Genomic DNA, 13,863 nt, shown 5'->3' on the forward strand with positions numbered 1-13,863 from the left:
GTTACCCGGTCAGATCTTGAGATAGCCCTTGTCTGCCGGGATTTGCGCGGCCGTTACCAACGACGATGCGTCGCTCGCCAGCCACACGACGATGTCGGAGATCTGGTCCGGCTTGATCAGCGAATCCGTCGGCAGCGCGCCAGGGGAGAAGCTGTGGATGTACTGCGGATGGTCCTGCAGGACCTGGTACATCGACACATCGTTGCCCATCGGGGTGTCGGTGCCGTACGGGTGAATGGAGTTCACCCGGATCCCGAACTCACCGAGTTCCACGGCCAGCGCGTTGATCATGCCGACGACGCCGAACTTGGTGGCGCAGTAATGGCCGCAGCCCGGCACCGCCTTGATGCCGGCAGCCGAGCTGGTGGCGATGATCGAGCCGCCGTTGCCGGCCGCGATCATCGCCGGCACCACGGCTCGGATGGTGTTCCACACGCCGGTCAGGTTGATGTCCAGGGTGTCCTGCCATTGCTGCTGCGAGATTTCCCAGAGTCGCCCCCAGTTCAGCACGCCCGCATTGGCGACGACGATGTCCAGCCGGCCGAATTGCTCGACGGTTTCGGCGACCGCCCGCTGTTGGCCCTCGGCGTCCCGGACATCGACCGCCTTGGCGTAGATCTTGCGGCCTTCGCCTTCAACGAGATTCACCGTCTCGGCCAGATCCGCGGGCGTCGCGGGCTCATACCCGTTGGCCTCGGTGACCGGTGCGCAGGCGTCGATCGCGACGATGTCGGCGCCGGCCCGGGCCAGCCGGACGCAGTGCGAACGGCCCTGCCCGCGTGCTGCCCCGGTGACGAAAGCGACCTTGCCGGACAGCGGTTGATCGGTCATGCGCTGAGTTCCTCGCTGATCGTGGCGGCCTGGACTGCGGTGAATTCGTAGTCCGTGAGTGGCGAGCGCCGCGCGAAAATTCTTGAACCCGTGATGGTTTGCGGTCGGTAGTAGGGCGTTTCGTGCTGGGAATTGACGAAATAGGTGTTCAGCTCGGCGGCACGGGTGTAGTACGTGTGCGCAGTGCGACCACGCCGTTCCATCAACGCATTCCACCGCTGGAACGCCTCGTGGCTCACTGCTACGACAGGCGCGTCGGCGCGGCGTCTGGCTTCGTCGATCAGCCGAACAGCATGGGCGGCAACCGTTTCGACGTAGTCCATCCACGCGAAGCCGACGAATCCGAGCGGGCCGACGATCTCCCAGCGGTTGGGCAGCCGGGGGTGGGCCGTGCCGGCGTAGGCTCGCAGACCATGGTCGCGGTAGTACTCGGCGAGATCGAAACCGCCCGCGCCCAATATGGTTCCGGGCCGGTACGTCTCCGGGTCGGTCCAGAGCTCGTAGCCGGTGGCGGTGACCAGCAGGTCGGCAGGGTGGTCCACGCCGTCGACGGTGCGCACGCCGCCGCGGGTGATCCGCTCGATGGGCGTGGTGATCAGGTGTGTGTCGGGGTGATTGAGCGCCGGTAGGAAAGCACTCGAGATCACCGGGCGTTTTGCCATGATCCCGTAGCGGGGCAGTAGCGCCTTGCGGGTGGCGGGGTCCTTCACGGTGGAGCGCAGCAGCAGGCGGTAGAGGTTGCGGCTGTGTCCGTCATACAAGGGCATCAGCTTGGTCAGCACCGTGCGGGGCAGCCGGGAGAAGACGTGGATGATCGGCGCGACCATCGCCGCATCCATCAGGAGTCGCCCGAACACGTTGACCGCGCCGACGAAGCCCGGCATCTTGAGCAGACGTCGTAGCCACGGCGGGATGTCGAAGTCGACTTTGGGCAGTACCCAGGCCGGGGTGCGTTGGTACACAACGAGGTTCGCGGCGACCCCGGACAATGCGCCGGCGATCTGCACCCCGCTGGAGCCTGTGCCGATCACCGCGACGCGCTTGCCGCGGACGTCGTAGTCGTCGTCCCAGGCGTTGGGCCGCATGACGGTGCCCTCGAAGTCCTCGATGCCGTCGATGTCGACCACGTTCTTGGCGTTCACGTAGCCGCCGACCGAGCTGATCAGGAACCGGGCCGTCACGTCCGACTGGTTGCGGATGGACAGCCGCCACAGGCCGGCGTCGTCGTCCCATTGCTGCCGGACCACCTCGGAATTGCCACGCAGGTGCGGACGTAGCCCAAGCTTGTCAGCGGTGTCGCGGAGGTACGCGTAGATCTCGGGCCCGGGCGCGAAGAACCGGCTCCAGTTGGGATTGGGCGCGAACGACAGTTGATACCACAGCGACGGAATGTCGACGGCGAGCCCGGGGTAGTGGTTGTCGCGCCAGGTGCCGCCGAAGTCGTCACCGCGGTCGATGATGACGAAGTCGTGAATACCTTTCTGCTGCAGAAGGTAAGCGGAGGCGATACCGCCGGGCCCTGCGCCGATGATGACCACTTCGTGGTCGGGTGTCGTCATGGTGTCTCTCCGGTGAGTCCGCTGATGATGTGATCGGTGACGAAGCGCCGGATGGCGCGGGGGTTGTCGAGGTTGACGCCGATGGGCGGGAGCAGTTCGAAGCTCAGCAGCACCCGGACGATCCATTCGCCGGCGCGGGCAGGGTCCACTCCGGCGCCGATTTCACCGTCGCGCTGCGCGGCCTTGACACGCGGCTTCCAGAGTTCGACGGCGCGCTTCATCAGGTCCTCACCGATGTTGCGGAGCAGCAAGACAACGATGCCCTCGTTGATGCCCTTCTGCGGCGCCGAGGGGGAGCTCTGCCGGTGGGCGCAGATCAAGACGGCGGCGGCGGCCACTTGGTCGGCCAGCGTGGACTGCTTGTCGATCTCGGCGGCCATGCCGTCGACGAACGTCGATGCCAGGTGGTCCAGTGCCACGCTGATGGCGTGATCACGACCGCCGAGCGCGTTGTACACCGTGCCGCGTGAGACGCCGGCGGCCTCGGCAACCGCGGTGAGGCTGAATTGCCTTGGCCCCAAACGATGCAGCGTTTCCGCGGTGGCTTCGATCAGTGCCGGCGAGATGGTGCGGGGCGTCGGCGGCTTGGCAGGCATTTGAACACGTTAACGAAATTTGTTCAAAGTGGTCATCGATTCGGGGAACTGACTTTGGGGTGGCGTCGTGTCAGAGAAGGGGAGTATTATCGAACGTATGAGCGAATGTGTGGTGGACCCCGGCGCTGACGAGGCGGTGTTGCTGGGTCGGATCGCTGAGCTCGAGCGGGTGAAGGCGGTTGCGGCGGCCGAGCAGGTCCGTGTGGCGGCGTTGTTGGAGGCGCGGCGGATCGAGGCGGCGCGTGCGGGTGGGCCGCGGGTGTCGCGGGCCGCGTTGGGCTCGGAGATTGGGTTGGCGCGGCAGGAGTCCCCGCATCGGGGTGAGCGGTTGATGGCGATGGCCCGGATCTTGATGGCGGATATGCCGTGCACCCTGGCAGCACTGGAATCGGGCGTGCTGTCGGAGCATCGGGCGGAGTTGATCACGAAAGAGGCGGCGTGCCTGTCGGTGTTGGATCGTCAGCTTCTGGATGTCGAGCTGTGTGCGGATCCGGCCCGCTTGGCGGGGTTGGGGAACACGCAGGTTTCGGCCGAGGCCGCGCGGATCGCCTATGAGTTGGATCAGCAGACGGTGGTGGACAAGATGACGCGGGCGCGGGCTGCGCGGCATGTGCGGTTTCGGGTGGCCCGTGACGGCATGATGTCGATGACGGTGCTGCTGCCGGCTGCGTACGGTCAGCTGGTGCGCCAGACGCTCGCGCGTGAGGCGGCGTCGGTCGTGGCGGCGGGGTCGGGGCGCGGCCGTGCGCAGGTTATGGCGGACGTTGTGGTGCAGCGGGTCACGGGCCGCAATCCGGTCGAGTCGCCCGTGCCGGTGACGGTCAATCTGGTGCTCTCGGATCAGACGCTGCTGACCGGGGGTGAGGAGCCCGCGCAGTTGGATGGCTATGGGCCCATTCCGGCGGTGCTGGCTCGCGAGCTGGTGCTGGCTGCGGCCGCTGATGAGAAGGTGGGGGCAGCGTTGCGGCGGTTGTATGCCCAGCCCGGCACCGGCAAGTTGGTGGCGATGGAGTCGACGGCGCGGGCGTTTCCGAAAGGCTTGGCGCGGTTCATCGCGTTGCGGGACCAGGTGTGTCGGACCCCGTACTGCAACGCGAGGATTCGGCACACCGACGACGTCACGCCGCATGTCACGAGTGGGCCGACCAGTGCGCACAATGGGGATGGGCTGTGTGAGCACTGCAATTACGTCAAAGAAGAACCCGGCTGGCAGGCGGCCGCGAGTTACGACCGGTACGGCCGGCACACGATCGCGCTGACTACGCCTTCGGGAGCGGTCTACACCTCAACGGCGCCACCGACGCCGGAGGGGTTGCGTATCTTCACCCGCGACGTCTACATCGCGCGCATCAAACCCGCGGCCTAACCCAGGTTTTGTGCGTTGAAGGTGTCGCACTGCTTGGGATCGCCGGTCTGGTAGCCCGTGGTGAACCACTTCTGGCGCTCCGCCGACGACCCGTGTGTCCAGGACTCCGGGTTCACGCGGCCAGTGGCCTGTTTCTGGATGCGATCGTCACCGACCGATGAGGCGGCCGACAAGGCATCGGCAATGTCCTTGTCGCTCAACGGCTGTAGAAAGGGGACGCCCGTGCTCTTCTGCTTCACCGTCGAGGCGTAGTGGGCCCACACGCCGGCGTAGCAATCGGCCTGCAGCTCGGTGCGTACGCTGTTGCCCTCGGCGCCCTTCGGCCCCCGTTGTGCCTTGCCGATGTCACCGAGCAAATCCTGCACATGGTGGCCGAACTCGTGTGCCACGACGTACTCCTGTGCCAAAGGTCCGCCACTGGAACCGAATTGGTCGACGAGGGTCTGGAAGAACGTGGTGTCGAAATAGGCGGTCTTGTCGCCCGGGCAGTAGAACGGGCCGACATCGGTGGTGGCCGGCCCGCACGCGGTGTTCACGCTCTGGCTGAACAACCGGATCTTCGGCGGACGGTAGCCCTTGAGCAGCTGCGACCACACCCCGTCCACCGAGTTTCCTGTCGCCACGATGCGGCACTCCAGGTACTTGTTGGCGTCGGCGCCGGTCTTGCACTTGCTCAGGTCGTACGCGCTGGAGCCCTGGCTCGACTGCGGCGCCTGGTTCTGGTGGCCGAGAATCGAACTCGGGTCCACCCCGAGGAACATGGCGACCACCACGATCACCAGACCGCCCATGCCGCCGCCGATCGCGATGCCACGGCCGCCGAAGCCGCCACCCCCACTGGTCGACGTGTTGCTCGTGTCGATCTCCATACCTTCGTTGAAGGTCATCACCGCTCCGTCCGGGCCTCGAATACGACAGGATGCCAGCTTTCCACACTAGGATTTCCGGTGTGGCCGTCCAGCCCGAAACCATTGACCGTTCGACCATCGTTCACACCGTCGCGGGAGCCCTCCGGGGCACCACCGAAGGCAGCGTGTACGTCTGGCGGGGTGTCGGCTACGCCGAGCAGCCCGTTGGCCCGTTGCGGTTCCGCGCTCCGCAGCCGCTGATCCCGTGGACCGGCATTCGCGACGCCATCGACCATGGACCCATCCCGCCGCAAGGCAAGTCGTTCGTCGGTGGCGGGCGCGACGACCCCAAGATGCGGGACGAAGCCTGCCTGACGGTGACGGTGTGGTCACCCGATGTCACGGGTTCGCTACCGGTGATGGTGTGGATTCCCGGGGGTGCGTTCGTGTTCGGGGCCGGCCAGCTGCAGCTGTACAACGGCTCGCGGCTGGCGGCCAACGGCAACGTGGTGGTCGTCAACGTCACCTACCGCCTCGGGGTGTTCGGTGGTTTCGAACTCGGCGATCTCGGCCCGGGATTCGACGACAACCTGTGCCTGCGGGACCAGCTCGCGGCACTGAAATGGGTGCGCGACAACATCGCGGCATTCGGGGGGAACCCCGACCAGGTCACCGTGTTCGGCGAATCCGCCGGCGCTACGTCGGTGCTGGCGCTGCTGGCCAGTCCCGCCGCCGACGGACTGTTCGGCCGGGCCATCGCGCAGAGCCCGGCATTGCCGCTCATCGCCGACCGCGAAACCCGGGCGCGCCAGGCTCACGAGTTCGTGCGCCGCCTGGGTGTCGGCGTCGAAGAAATCGCCGCGCTGCCGCAGCGCCAACTACGCCGTGCCGCCGGCCAGCTGCAGGGGGAGAGCGCCGCCAGCAGCCCGAAGTTGGCCTACGGACTGACCTACGGCGTCGACCTGCTGCCCGCGCATCCGGTGTCGGCCGCCCAGGCCGGGGCGGTGGCGAAGGTGCCGTTGATCGTCGGCACCAACAGCCGCGAGGCGTCGATGTTCGCCTGGGGCAGGCCGCCGATGCTGCCCACTACGGTGCCGATGGTCGACGACTATTTCGCGCGTATTGCGCCGGACTCCAAAGATGCTGTGCTGCAGGCATATCCGAGCTACCCGCGCCGCCGGGCGCTGATCGCCATCGGCTCCGATGTCATGTTCGGCGCGCCGACGTGGGCCTTCGCGGACGCCTACAGTCGGCACGCGCCGACACACGTCTACCGGTTCGACCACACCACCTGGACGCTGAAAGTGCTGGGGCTCGGCGCGACGCACGGCAGCGAGATCGTGCACATCCAGCACAGCTACGGCTCGTATCTGGGCCGGATGCTGCACCCGCTCGGGCGTCAGGTGCAGCCGTCGGTGGGCCGGCGCATGCAACGCACCTGGCTGGATTTCGCGACCCGCTCAGATGGCATGGCGGATTGGCCGGCATACGACATCGAGCGTCGCGCCACCCGGGTCATCGGCTCGATGCGCGACGAGACCATTGACGACCCCGACCAGGTGCGACGTGCGGTCTGGGAAGGGCTCTACGCGCCGTAGCGCTCGTCCCCGTATCGCTCGTCGCAGTAGCGGCGCAGGTTGTGCAGGAACCTCTGGAACAGCCACGCCATCACGGGCCGACCGGCTCGCATGCCCAGCTCACCGGCGAGACCGTTCGGCTTCATGGCCATCACCCACGTCAGGTGGCAACCATCTGCGGTCTCCTCGACGGTATAGCCCTCAGCGAAGGCCGAGAGCATGTTCGAGGTGCTGGTGTTGAATCGGAAAGCCATGTAGGAGAACGGTTCCCAGCCGATGAACTCCTCGTCGCCGACGATGTGACCGCGCATCGACACCGTGCGGGTGGTGCCGACGCCGTACGGCTTCGGGCTGGTCCACTCCACGTTGGTGATCAGCGTGGCCCAGTGCGGCCAGGATGTCTCATCCGAGAAGACCTCGAACAGCTGCTCCGGCTTGATCGCCAGATTGACTTTGCTGACGAAGCGGAACGGTGCGCTGTCGATGAAATCCACGCCGACGCGTTCGCACTGGTAGGTCTTCATGAGTAGACACCCTAGAGCAGGGTGTCTACTAACTCACGGGGTCCAGACCATCAGGTCTTCCATACCGTTGTTCATCGTCACCGTCGTGGGTGCGGGGCCGGTGACGTCGAAGTGAATCTTTCCGGTCGATTGCCCGCCCTGCGGGATGGTCCCGCCACTGATGTTGACCGGGCTGGCGACCATCCACAGCACGCGGTAGCTGGCCTGGTTCGGCGCGACGGCGTTGAACTGTGAGATGCCGGGGGTTACGGGGCCACTGAGCGCGCGGACGGTGGCCGTGGCTTCCCACAGCTTTCCGGCGACCGGATAGCCCGGCATGACATCGGAGCTCGGCTTGAGGTCGCTGACCCTCCAGCTCAGCTGAACTTGACCGACGGTGTCGGTCATCGTCAGCGTGGTTCCGAGCTTGCCGACGAGCGGATAGTCGGCTGATGCGATCGGAGTACTGGCGATGCCGATGACGGCAACACTCGCAACGGCTGCTGCGGCAATCTTCACTTCTACCTCCCGACGTTTTTACCTGCGATGTCAATAACGGATTACCACTGAACAGGCGCGATGTGAATGGCCTTTAGGCCTCGGCCTGGCGACTAAGATCGGGAAGTGGACCGACGGGAACGGGGTAGACCCGATGTCTACGCGAAACCAGGTATCGAGGCGCATCTTTCGTAACCGTGCGGAGGCCGGGCGCGTGCTGGCCGGTCTGCTGGCGGCCTACCGCGGCAGACGCGATGTCGTCGTGCTCGGTCTGGCCCGCGGTGGCGTCCCCGTCGCGCGGGAAATCGCCGAAGCGCTCGGCGCGCCGCTGGACGCGCTGATCATTCGCAAGCTGGGCGTGCCCGGTCACGAGGAGTACGCCATGGGCGCGCTCGGCGCGGGTGGTCACATCGTCGTCAATCAGGATGTAGTTGGGCCACTGCATATTTCGCAGCAGACGCTGACCGAGGTCGCAGAGGCCGAGGGCCGCGAATTACGCCGGCGTGAAGCCGACTACCGCCGTGGCCGACCACCACCGGAGGTGATCGGGCGAACGGTGATCCTGGTCGATGACGGCATGGCCACCGGAGCCAGCATGCGGGTGGCGGCCGAGGTGGTGCGCGCGAGCGGCCCGCGGATGCTGGTGGTCGCGGTCCCCGTGGCTGCCGAGTCGGCGTGTCGGGCGCTCACCGGAATGGTCGACGAGATCGTCTGCGCCGACATGCCGACGCCCTTCGCGGCCGTGGGGGAGTCATACCACGATTTCGGCCAGGTCAGCGACGTCGAGGTGCGCCGGCTGCTGCGTTAACCCGGGCCGTCACTCGCCGCGGCCAGCAGCGGCACCAGGATGTCGCTGATCGGGGTGGCGATGCCGTGCATGGCGCCCATGCGCTGAATCACGCCGTTGCGGATGTCCCATTCCAGTGGACGGCCTGCTTGGCGGTCGATCAACATCGAGGTCGCCATGTCGGTGGGCGCCTGCGCCAGCATGTCGGCGATCTCGTCGATCACACCGTCGGGAAGGGTCGCGCCCTCGGCTCGCGCGACGGCAAGGCATTCGGCCAGGTATCGACGGGCCAGCGCGGCGACGTCGTCGCGCCGGAACATCCCCGAACGGCGCCCGGGCAACACCATGAAACCCACCACGGCATTGACGAGCAGCTTGCGCCACGCTGCGCTGACGAAGTCCGTGTCCAATTCGACGTCGATCCCGATGCCGTCGAGTGCCGCCGCCAAGCGGGTGGCTGCGGGGCCGTCGGGCAGGACCAGCCGCGGCGTGGTGCGCACCTGCACCCAGCCGTCGGGCTGGGTCTCGGCGGCGATCCAGATCGCCGCAGGTACGACCGCAGATTCGGGACAATAGGGCCGCAGGCGGTCGGCCTGCTCGACACCATTCTGCAGTGCGCAGACGATGGTGTCCGGACCGCACAAGCCAGCCAGCCACGGAGCGGCGTCGGCGTACTGGGTGTCCTTGACCGCCAGCAGTACGACGTCGACCGGACCGGTGACGATTTGGGGATCGGTATGTACCGGGCCCGGTACGACGATCGGCTCGGCGCCGTCGACCCGGACCTCGATCTGTTGCCGTGCGGTCCGCCCGCACAGCACCACCTCGCGACCCGCCGCGTACAACAGTGCGGCGATGGTCGATCCGATGGCGCCTGGTCCTACGAGGGCAAAGCTCACTGTCGCCAAAATACCGGTCGAGGCACCCCTTTAGACTGAGCGATCGAATCCAGACTTCTTGAGGAGATTTCGTGTTGCGCAGCCACGCCGCCGGTTCGTTGCGGTCCACCGACGCCGGCCAGACGGTGACCCTCGCCGGATGGGTGGCGCGCCGGCGCGACCACGGCGGCGTCATCTTCATTGATCTGCGCGATGCCTCCGGGGTCTCCCAGGTGGTGTTCCGTGACGCCGCGGTGCTGGAGCAGGCACATCGGCTGCGCGCCGAGTTCTGCGTCCAGGTGACCGGCGTCGTCGAGGTCCGGCCGGAAGGCAACGCCAACAAGGACATCGCGACCGGTGACATCGAGGTGAACGCGGTGGCGCTCACGGTCTTGTCCGAGAGCGCCCCGCTGCCGTTCCAGCTCGACGAGACCCCCGGCGAGGAAGCCCGCCTGAAGTACCGCTATCTGGACCTGCGCCGGGAAGGCCCGGGCAACGCGATTCGCTTGCGCGCCAAGGTCAACGCAGCGGCCCGCGCGGTGCTCGACAAGCACGACTTCATCGAGATCGAGACGCCGACCATGACTCGGTCGACTCCCGAGGGCGCCCGCGACTTCCTGGTGCCCGCCCGCCTGCAGCCGGGCTCGTTCTACGCGCTGCCGCAGAGCCCGCAGCTGTTCAAGCAGCTGCTCATGGTGGCGGGCATGGAGCGCTACTACCAGATCGCGCGCTGCTACCGCGACGAGGATTTCCGCGCCGACCGCCAGCCCGAGTTCACCCAGCTGGACCTCGAGATGAGCTTCGTCAATGCCGACGACGTGATGGGCGTCGCCGAAGAGGTACTGGCCGCGCTGTGGCAGCTGATCGGCGTCGATGTGTCGCTGCCGCTGCCGCGCATCAGTTACGAGGAAGCCATGCGCCGCTTCGGTTCGGACAAGCCGGACCTGCGCTTCGCTGTCGAGCTCGTCGAGTGCACCGAGTACTTCAAGGACACGCCGTTCCGGGTGTTCCAGGCGCCGTACGTGGGTGCGGTCGTCATGCCGGGGGGTGCGTCGCAGCCGCGCCGCACGCTGGACGGCTGGCAGGAGTTCGCCAAGCAGCGCGGCCACAAGGGCCTGGCCTACGTGCTCGTGGGCGAGGACGGCGAGCTGGGCGGCCCGGTGGCCAAGAACCTCACCGACGCCGAGCGGGCCGGTCTGGCCGAGCATGTCGGCGCGAAGGTGGGGGACTGCATCTTCTTCGCGGCCGGTCCGGCCAAGGGCGCCCGTGCGTTGCTCGGCGCGACGCGCATCGAGATCGCCAAGCGACTCGACCTGATCGACCCCGACGCCTGGGCATTCACTTGGGTGGTGGACTGGCCGATGTTCGAGTCGGCCGATGCGGCCACGGCATCGGGCGACGTCACCGTCGGCTCGGGTGCCTGGACAGCCATGCACCATGCCTTCACCGCGCCCACCCCCGAGTCGGAGGCGACCTTCGACACCGAGCCCGGCGCCGCACTGTCTGACGCTTACGACATCGTCTGTAACGGCAACGAAATCGGCGGCGGCTCGATCCGCATCCACCGGCGCGACCTCCAGGAACGGGTGTTCGCGATGATGGGCATCGACCACGATGAGGCGCAGGAGAAATTCGGATTCCTGTTGGACGCCTTTGCCTTTGGCGCACCGCCGCACGGCGGTCTGGCCTTCGGCTGGGACCGCATCGTGGCGCTGCTGGCCGGGATGGATTCGATCCGCGAGGTCATCGCGTTCCCGAAGTCCGGCGGCGGCGTCGACCCGCTGACCGACGCTCCGGCGCCGATCACCGCGCAGCAGCGCAAGGAGTCGGGCATCGACTTCAAGCCCGAGGCCAAATCGGAACCCAAGGCAGAGGCAGAGGCTAAGTAGCCAAGAACCTCCGCAGCGCCGCGGCCATCTGGTCGCGGATGGGTTCTCCCGACACGACCATGTCGACCATCGTCGTCGACAGGTGGGTGTGGCCACGGGCTTGCACGTGCTCGGTCGGCACGCCCGCTCCGGTCAGCGCGGCGGCGTAGGCGTTGCCTTCGTCTCGGAGCGGGTCGAACTCGCAGGTCACCACCATCGTCGGTGGCAGGCCGGCGAGGTCGCCGCGCAGCGGGGCCCGGCGCGGATCGTCGGTAGGGCCGCCGTAGTGCGCACCGAACCACTGCATGAGTGGTGTGGTGAGCCCGTAACCTTCGGCATTCTCCTCATGGGACGGGTACGGCTGCGCGTCGGTCGCCGGCGTCAGCAGAAGTTGCCCACTGAGGTGCGGGCCGCCGTGATCGCGGGCCCACTGGCATACGCCGGCGGCGATGTTGCCACCCGCGCTCCATCCGGCGACCGCCAGCCGGTCCGGAAGTCCGCCGAGCGCGCCGGCGTTGTCGGCGGCCCACTGCAGGGCGGCGATGCCGTCCTCGACGGCCGCGGGGAACGGATGTTCCGGGGCGTGCCGGTAGTTCACCGAGAGGACCAGGGCGTCGGCCCGCACGCACAGGTCGCGGCACAGCGGATCGTCGGACGACGCGTCACCCAGTACCCAGCCGCCGCCGTGGAAGTAGACGAGCACCGGGTGTGGCCGCGGCGTCGCCGGACGGTACAGGCGGTAGTCGAGTTCGCCTGCGGCACCGGGGAAGCGGCCGTCGATGACCTCGCCGACATCCGGACCCGGCGGGCGGGCGGCATTCGCCTCGACCATGGCGGCGCGCGCCGTCTCGACCGGAAGCGATTCCAGTGGAGGCAGATTCATCGCCGCCATCATGTCCAGCACCATCTGGACGTCGGGTTGCAGCCGCCGGACCACACCGTCGTGGCATTGCGAACCGTGTGGGCCGGTCAGCTGAAAACCGAGGTAGTCCTGGCCGACGACGTCGGCGCAGGCGGCGCCATAGAAGTCGACGCCCGCGGCGTACGGCATGAAGACCCGCGGCTTGCCGGGGATATTGGCGCCGACGTACCACGAATTCGCTTGCGGGAACATCGTGATGGCGCCCGCGTCGGCGACGTGCTGCATCCAGCCGGCTTCGGCGGTCGGCGTCGGTTCGATGGTGTCGAAACCGTGCGCCCGCAGATACGCCATGGTGTCGGCGACGAATTCGACGTGCTGCTCGATGGACACCGCCATGTTGGACAGCACCGATGGACTGCCCGGTCCGGTGATCAGGAAAAGGTTCGGGAACCCGGTGGTGGTGAGGCCGAGGTAGGTCGACGGCCCTTGTGCCCATTTGTCTTTCAGTGCGAGTCCGTCGCGCCCGACGATGTCGATGGCCGTCACCGCGCCGGTGATGGCGTCGAAGCCCGTGGCGAACACCAGCGCGTCGAAGTCGAAGGATTCACCTACGGTCTCGACGCCGGTTTCGGTGACGCGGACCAGCGGCTGGGTGCGCAGGTCGACCAGTCGCACATGGGGCTGGTTGAACGTGGCGTAGTAGTCGGTGTCGAGGCACAGGCGTTTCGCGCCGACCGGATAGTCATTGGGACACAACAGTTCTGCAGTCTGCGGATCATGCACGGCCGCGCGGATCTTGTCGCGGACGAAGTCGGCGAATGACTCGTTGGCGGCCGGGTTGCTCATCAGGTCCGAGAACATGTTGAGCGTTTCCAGTAGTTCGCCGATCTGCCAGGCGCGTTCGTACCGCTGCTGGCGGTAGGCCTCGGGGACCGCGAACGTCGGGATCAGCGTGCGCTCCTGCGGTACCCCGCCGAACGACGCCCGCGCCGCGGCGCGGTAGGCCGGTTCGTCGGCCAGTGCCTCCTGTTTCTCCTGCGACACCGGCCCGTTGTGCGCCGGGATGGAGAAGCACGGCGTGCGCTGGAAGACGGTCAGTTGTGCGGCCTGCGCGGCGATCAATGGAATCGATTGGATGCCCGACGATCCCGTGCCGATCACCCCGACCCGCTTGCCGGTGAAGTCGACGGGCTCGTGGGGCCAGCGATTGGTGTAGAACGTTTCGCCCGTGAAGGTCTCGATGCCCGCGATATCGGGTTCCTTGGGTATCGACAGGCAGCCGGTGGCCATCACCAGGTGACGGCACGTAACGTCGTCGCCGTGGTCGGTGCGCACGCGCCAGGTTCCGTCGGTCCAGTGCGCGCTGGTGACACGGGTACCGAGCGTGATGTCGCGGCGCAGGTCGAACTTGTCGGCGACGTGGCCCAGATAGCGCAGGATCTCCGGCTGGGTGGCGTACTTCTCCGACCACTGCCAGTCCCGGTGCCAGTCGGGGTCGAAGCTGAACATGTAGTCCAGGCTCGGGATGTCGACCCGCGCGCCCGGATACCGATTCCAGTACCAGGTACCGCCGATGTCGTCGCCGGCCTCGAAGACGCGCACCGAGAAGCCGTGCTCGCGCAGTTTGTATATCAGGTACAGGCCGGCGAACCCGGCTCCGACCACGACGGCGTCCATATCTGGCATCATT

General features: G+C 67.0%; 11 protein-coding genes and 1 pseudogene. 4 read left to right on the forward strand and 8 right to left on the reverse strand.

Going from position 1 to position 13,863, the window contains the following annotated elements; all coding sequences use genetic code 11:
* Nucleotides 1-9 precede the first annotated feature (9 nt).
* The 3 genes from ACX12F_RS12765 to ACX12F_RS12775 are packed head-to-tail and all read right to left on the reverse strand — an operon-like array spanning nt 10 to nt 2,986.
* Complete coding sequence (locus tag ACX12F_RS12765) at nt 10-831, reverse strand: mycofactocin-coupled SDR family oxidoreductase (protein WP_459369894.1); 822 nt, start codon at nt 829-831, stop codon at nt 10-12.
* Entirely contained in the window at nt 828-2,390 is a 1,563-nt protein-coding gene (locus ACX12F_RS12770) for a flavin-containing monooxygenase (RefSeq protein ID WP_459369895.1), read from the reverse strand. Before ACX12F_RS12770 ends, ACX12F_RS12765 begins: the two co-directional genes overlap by 4 nt.
* Nucleotides 2,387-2,986 (reverse strand): TetR/AcrR family transcriptional regulator, encoded by a 600-nt coding sequence (locus ACX12F_RS12775; RefSeq protein ID WP_459369896.1) that lies wholly within the window; start codon nt 2,984-2,986, stop codon nt 2,387-2,389. Before ACX12F_RS12775 ends, ACX12F_RS12770 begins: the two co-directional genes overlap by 4 nt.
* A 97-nt stretch (nt 2,987-3,083) precedes the next feature.
* On the opposite strand from ACX12F_RS12775, the gene ACX12F_RS12780 reads away from it, so the two are divergent.
* The gene (locus ACX12F_RS12780; RefSeq protein ID WP_459369897.1) at nt 3,084-4,352 is read left to right on the forward strand and encodes a 13E12 repeat family protein; all 1,269 of its coding nucleotides are present in this window, start codon (nt 3,084-3,086) and stop codon (nt 4,350-4,352) included.
* On the opposite strand, the gene ypfJ is transcribed toward ACX12F_RS12780, so the two are convergent.
* On the reverse strand, nt 4,349-5,239 hold the full coding sequence (gene ypfJ, locus ACX12F_RS12785; protein ID WP_459369898.1) for a KPN_02809 family neutral zinc metallopeptidase: 891 nt from the start codon (nt 5,237-5,239) through the stop codon (nt 4,349-4,351). The genes ACX12F_RS12780 and ypfJ overlap by 4 nt on opposite strands.
* A gap of 32 nt (nt 5,240-5,271) precedes the next feature.
* Between ypfJ and ACX12F_RS12790 the strand changes: the two genes are divergently transcribed.
* A complete protein-coding gene (locus tag ACX12F_RS12790; protein WP_459369899.1) occupies nt 5,272-6,798 on the forward strand; it encodes a carboxylesterase/lipase family protein in 1,527 nt (508 codons plus the stop codon).
* Here the strand turns inward: ACX12F_RS12790 and ACX12F_RS12795 are convergent.
* Together ACX12F_RS12795 and ACX12F_RS12800 are read right to left on the reverse strand one after the other, a co-directional pair.
* On the reverse strand, nt 6,786-7,301 hold the full coding sequence (locus tag ACX12F_RS12795; protein ID WP_459369900.1) for an SRPBCC family protein: 516 nt from the start codon (nt 7,299-7,301) through the stop codon (nt 6,786-6,788). The two genes, ACX12F_RS12790 and ACX12F_RS12795, sit on opposite strands and share 13 nt — an antisense overlap.
* A 33-nt stretch (nt 7,302-7,334) precedes the next feature.
* Nucleotides 7,335-7,793 (reverse strand): MPT63 family protein, encoded by a 459-nt coding sequence (locus ACX12F_RS12800; RefSeq protein WP_459370334.1) that lies wholly within the window; start codon nt 7,791-7,793, stop codon nt 7,335-7,337.
* A 139-nt stretch (nt 7,794-7,932) separates the two neighbouring features.
* Between ACX12F_RS12800 and ACX12F_RS12805 the strand changes: the two are divergent.
* Nucleotides 7,933-8,580, forward strand: a pseudogene (locus ACX12F_RS12805) (phosphoribosyltransferase); the annotation flags it as partial.
* Nucleotides 8,581-8,582: 2 nt separating this feature from the next.
* Here ACX12F_RS12805 and ACX12F_RS12810 read toward each other — a convergent pair.
* Nucleotides 8,583-9,464: an oxidoreductase gene (locus ACX12F_RS12810; protein ID WP_459369901.1), complete on the reverse strand. Its 882-nt coding sequence runs from the start codon at nt 9,462-9,464 to the stop codon at nt 8,583-8,585.
* Between the two features lie 71 nt (nt 9,465-9,535).
* Here ACX12F_RS12810 and aspS point away from each other — a divergent pair, with 71 nt between their 5' ends.
* Complete coding sequence (gene aspS, locus ACX12F_RS12815; protein WP_459369902.1) at nt 9,536-11,332, forward strand: aspartate--tRNA ligase; 1,797 nt, start codon at nt 9,536-9,538, stop codon at nt 11,330-11,332.
* Here the strand turns inward: aspS and ACX12F_RS12820 are convergent.
* Nucleotides 11,325-13,859: a flavin-containing monooxygenase gene (locus ACX12F_RS12820; protein WP_459369903.1), complete on the reverse strand. Its 2,535-nt coding sequence runs from the start codon at nt 13,857-13,859 to the stop codon at nt 11,325-11,327. The two genes, aspS and ACX12F_RS12820, sit on opposite strands and share 8 nt — an antisense overlap.
* Nucleotides 13,860-13,863: the final 4 nt, after the last annotated feature.

The sequence above is a fragment of the Mycolicibacterium sp. HS_4_1 genome (assembly GCF_054515875.1).

What these genes read in the sequence shown, in the direction of transcription:
- ACX12F_RS12770 (WP_459369895.1), bottom strand. Translation starts at nt 2,390, where the DNA reads ATGACGACACCCGACCACGAAGTGGTCATCATCGGCGCAGGGCCCGGC.
- ACX12F_RS12765 (WP_459369894.1), bottom strand. Translation starts at nt 831, where the DNA reads ATGACCGATCAACCGCTGTCCGGCAAGGTCGCTTTCGTCACCGGGGCA.
- ACX12F_RS12780 (WP_459369897.1), top strand. Translation starts at nt 3,084, where the DNA reads ATGAGCGAATGTGTGGTGGACCCCGGCGCTGACGAGGCGGTGTTGCTG.
- ACX12F_RS12820 (WP_459369903.1), bottom strand. Translation starts at nt 13,859, where the DNA reads ATGCCAGATATGGACGCCGTCGTGGTCGGAGCCGGGTTCGCCGGCCTG.
- ypfJ (WP_459369898.1), bottom strand. Translation starts at nt 5,239, where the DNA reads ATGACCTTCAACGAAGGTATGGAGATCGACACGAGCAACACGTCGACC.
- ACX12F_RS12790 (WP_459369899.1), top strand. Translation starts at nt 5,272, where the DNA reads ATGCCAGCTTTCCACACTAGGATTTCCGGTGTGGCCGTCCAGCCCGAA.
- ACX12F_RS12795 (WP_459369900.1), bottom strand. Translation starts at nt 7,301, where the DNA reads ATGAAGACCTACCAGTGCGAACGCGTCGGCGTGGATTTCATCGACAGC.
- ACX12F_RS12775 (WP_459369896.1), bottom strand. Translation starts at nt 2,986, where the DNA reads ATGCCTGCCAAGCCGCCGACGCCCCGCACCATCTCGCCGGCACTGATC.